The 3,799-nt window shown below is 59.5% G+C and carries 4 protein-coding genes; 2 read left to right on the top strand and 2 right to left on the bottom strand.

The genetic code is table 11. The features are described from left to right. Nucleotides 1-351 precede the first annotated feature (351 nt). On the bottom strand, nt 352-810 hold the full coding sequence (locus VMA09_02130; protein ID HUA32376.1) for a hypothetical protein: 459 nt from the start codon (nt 808-810) through the stop codon (nt 352-354). A gap of 81 nt (nt 811-891) precedes the next feature. Next, nucleotides 892-1,236 carry a hypothetical protein gene (locus VMA09_02125; GenBank protein HUA32375.1) on the bottom strand — a complete coding sequence of 115 codons (345 nt, stop codon included), beginning with the start codon at nt 1,234-1,236 and terminating at the stop codon, nt 892-894. Nucleotides 1,237-1,784: 548 nt separating this feature from the next. Between VMA09_02125 and VMA09_02120 the strand changes: the two genes are divergently transcribed. Then, entirely contained in the window at nt 1,785-2,477 is a 693-nt protein-coding gene (locus VMA09_02120; protein ID HUA32374.1) for an IS66 family transposase, read from the top strand. Nucleotides 2,478-2,523: 46 nt separating this feature from the next. After that, entirely contained in the window at nt 2,524-3,342 is an 819-nt protein-coding gene (locus VMA09_02115) for an alpha/beta hydrolase (protein ID HUA32373.1), read from the top strand. The last annotated feature ends 457 nt before the right edge of the window (nt 3,343-3,799 follow it).

Below are 3,799 nucleotides of genomic sequence, written 5' to 3'. Positions count from 1 at the left end.
CCCCTGCCGCAATGACTTGGGAGTTCCTCCCGCCGGATCTTGCGGCGATCAATACTGCGGAAGTGGACGACCGCCGTACCTTAGGAGCAGGCCCCCGCTACCATGTAAAAATCAATAACTTACAAAACCAGACCCGCTACCACTGATTTGCGGGTGACGCGGCCTCGCGCGGCCAGGACTGTAAACCGGCGTCGAGGAGTGACCAGGATTTCGGCGGCGACCCTCAGCGACAGTGGCTTGCGATGCCCTTCGGCGTCCAACCAACACTCCAGTTCACATACCAAGCCCAAACTTGCCGCTGTCCAATCCCTCTTGCGGCGTAGTGAGCCTGCGAGGGTGACGCTGCTCGGATCAGCCCGGAAGCATCCAGGCGAGTGAGAGCATCCATCGCGCAACTGCAGCAATCAGGATCATGCTCGCCCAAACCACGAAACCGCCCATAAGCCGCGTTGCTTTCGAGCGATGCTGGAACTCTCGTTCGAACGTGGACCATCGACGACGATTCACCAAGGTGTAGTAATTGATGGCCGCCACGCTGAGGGCGACTGTCCCCCATAGCATGCGGAAGCTCTGCTTTGCGTCCGGGAGCAATACTCGGTGCTGGAGGGCGATTGATACGGCGGCTACTCCCTCAAGTGCAGCGAAAAGCATCGCGACAGTGACGACCAAGAGCGCCTTCCAATCTTCCAGACCATCGTTCGAGAGACTTTTAAACGTACTTCGTATCACATAAAACGAGTAGGCATGCGTTCTCGCGAACGATCTGCCGATGAAGGAAAGCCTCATCGCGGATGAGAGCGAGCCCATCATTGCGGCCCTCCGTTGTGAACCGGCATTGAACGTTGATCGGATGGCGCAGAACTTGGTCAGTCTTCGGCGCCCCTTCACACGTCAGGCGGCAGTTCGGAGTACGAAGTTCACGTGAATGGCCTCGTATGGGAAATGGACGCGACCATCGTCGGTGCGCTCGACCAGCCCCGCGTTCAACAGAACATGTACATCGCTATGGACGGCGCGAACATCGCGATCGACGCGCCGGGCGACCTCACGGATTGCCATCGGGCCCTGTCCCGCCATCGACTTGAGGATCATCCATCGCTTCGGCGTGATGGTCTTCCAGAGTATCTCCTCGGAGGCAAAGGAAATGTACGCGCCCTGGCGCTGACCACGGAATGCTGCAGCGGTCCGCCGCTGCACATCCTTTAGGGACGACACTCCAACGGTAACGGTCTTCATCGGCCTCTCCTACGTCGTTTAACAGCTGCCCAGAAGTCCTCTTGCAACTGAACGAGGTCTGCAAACTGGTACGGGACCTCGGTCTCGCCGAGGTGCTTGTGATCGCCTTTACCCGCTTCGTTGTCGAAGCGAAGCACGCAGCGGCCGTTTGCCACGTACGCCATTCGGTACTTGAACGCGTGAGCAGACTGCGAAAGCGGCTTGGATAGTTTCCAGACCACGATCTCAACGAAAGCTCGCCGCGAAAGCACGAAGCGCTCGCGTATCAGCGGCTCGGCCCTCATGTTGCTTACATTAGCAACAATTAAAGGTGTTGTCTATGAAAGCAACGGCCTAGGCAGCGAGATTCTCGCAGTGGTTGCAGTCGGCAGCTCAAGCCTGTTGGAAGCTGGCGTTTTCCGGTGCAAGGCGGTGCAACCTGTTCCACAGCTGATCCGGGATAAGAACCGGCACCAGCCGAGTCGGGGTGAGCTCGAGGGTTGCGCTCATGTTCATCGGCGACAGCCGACCCTACCGTAAGCGTCCGGTCTTCATCGCATAACTCTTAAGTGAGTCCTCGCCGATCATGCGATCCCCGCAGACACCTCACCGACTTTACCTGCGTGTTGCATGCCGATGGATATGCCGGCTTCGATCGACTCTTTGAGAACGGTCGTATCCGGGAAGCGGCCTGTTGGGCGCACGTGAGACGCAAGTTTTTCGACATCTACGAAGCAAGCGATTCCCCGATCGCTAAGCAAGCCCTCGATCGGATCGCCGCGTTTTGCGCGATCGAAAGCGACATCCGCGGCAAGCCTCCCGATGAACGCTGCGCTGTGCGCCAGGCCCGAGCAGGCCCTTTGATCGCGAACCTCTATGCCTCACTGATCGCCACCGTGCGCAAGCTCTCGAAGAAGTCCGAGCTGGCGGGCGCTATCCGCTACGCGCTCTCGCGCTGGGAGGCACTCTGCCGCTACCGCGACGACGGTCGCGCGGAACTCGACAACAACGCGGCCGAGCGGGCGCTGCGCGCTATCGCCCTGGGCCGCAAGAACCATCCCTTCGCCGGTGCCGACACCGGCGGCGAGCGCGCCGCCGGCATCTACTCTCTCATCGGCACCGCCAAACTCTGCGGCCTCGACCCAGAAGCCTACCTGCGATGCGTCCTCGAGCGCATTGCGGACCATCCGATCAACCGCGTCGACGACCTCCTGCCCTGGAATCTTGCACCGCAACTTCAGTCCCCACGCCTCGCTGCCTGATCGCAGCAGTACAATTCCGGACGCGTTAAATGTTGCGAGGATTCCGATGACAACTGCATGGTCACTGGGAAAGGTGTTTAGTTTTGAAGGGCAGCGCGTCGCTTACGATGTGCTTGGAGAGGGCCCTCCAGTCGTATTGGTGCACGGCACCCCATTTTCGTCCTATGTCTGGCGAAGTATCGCTCGTGAGCTCGCTCGCGAGCATCAGGTCTTCCTTTTCGATCTCTTAGGCTACGGTCAGTCGGAGATGCGCGATGGCCAAGACGTTTCCCTGGGTGTCCAGAACCGCCTCCTATCCGCCCTGTTCAACCACTGGCATCTCGAACGTCCGAACGTGCTTTGTCACGATTTTGGTGCCGCGACAGCGCTGCGTGCTCATCTTCTTGACGGCTGCGACTACGCCAAAATGCTGATGTTCGACGCGGTGGCGATCCGACCTTGGGGCTCGCCTTTCGTGCAGCACGTTCATCAGCACGAGGCGGCTTTCGCGGGCGTTCCCGAGTACCTCCAGCGGGCGATATTGACCGCCTATATCCGCGGTGCGATCACGCGCTCGATGAGCGATGGGGAGCTTGAACCCTACCTCGCCCCGTGGCTGGGCCCAATCGGACAGCGCGCCTTCTATCGCCAGATTGCGCAGATGGATGTGAAATTCACTGATGAGGTCCAGAACCGATACCGTGACATTCGCTGCCCTGTCATGTTGCTGTGGGGCACCAAGGACGAGTGGATTCCGGTCGCGCGTGGCCGAGAACTTGCCGCGATGATTGGCACTCGTCTCATTGAGATTCCTGAATCAGGACATCTCATGCAGGAAGACGCTCCGGAAGCAATCGTCGCCGCCGCCTTACGCTTCTTCGAGTAACGTCAAACGTCTGATCACATCGGGCCCGTCAATACGGCGATAACCGGACGCTTACACCCTACCCTGACGGTCGCGATGAACATTCTCACGCAGTGCGATCGCGTCGTCGCGCAAGCCGCGCCCGAATCCGAAGGTGGTGGCCTACGTGCGGGACTTCTCCCGTTTCGACGTGCGGGTGCTGAATCCGCTCGAATAAGCGGCCGCCGGGAGACCGCTTGTGACCCTCTGCAGACGGTCGCGACGGTCCGCTATTGGGCACGCTGCTGTCGCGTGCTATCTGGATGGCGCCAGGGGTAGGATCGGAAATTATGCGACAGTACCGGGGCATTTCATCGCGACACTTAGGTCGCCGAATTAGTAGTTAGAGGTCAGCCCATTCACCCATACCAGCGTATGGCGCATGTCCCATACGTAGGATATACTTCTGAGGGTGAGCCCAAGCTTCGAGTGGGACCCG

This window comes from Candidatus Binataceae bacterium (assembly GCA_035508495.1).
GTDB lineage: Bacteria > Desulfobacterota > Binatia > Binatales > Binataceae > JASHPB01.
This window is presented reverse-complemented; position numbering and strand designations above follow the sequence as displayed.

Bases quoted from the DNA above. Each gene is read 5' to 3' on its own strand.
- VMA09_02115 (HUA32373.1), top strand. From the start codon at position 2,524: ATGACAACTGCATGGTCACTGGGAAAGGTGTTTAGTTTTGAAGGGCAG.
- VMA09_02125 (HUA32375.1), bottom strand. From the start codon at position 1,236: ATGAAGACCGTTACCGTTGGAGTGTCGTCCCTAAAGGATGTGCAGCGG.
- VMA09_02130 (HUA32376.1), bottom strand. From the start codon at position 810: ATGATGGGCTCGCTCTCATCCGCGATGAGGCTTTCCTTCATCGGCAGA.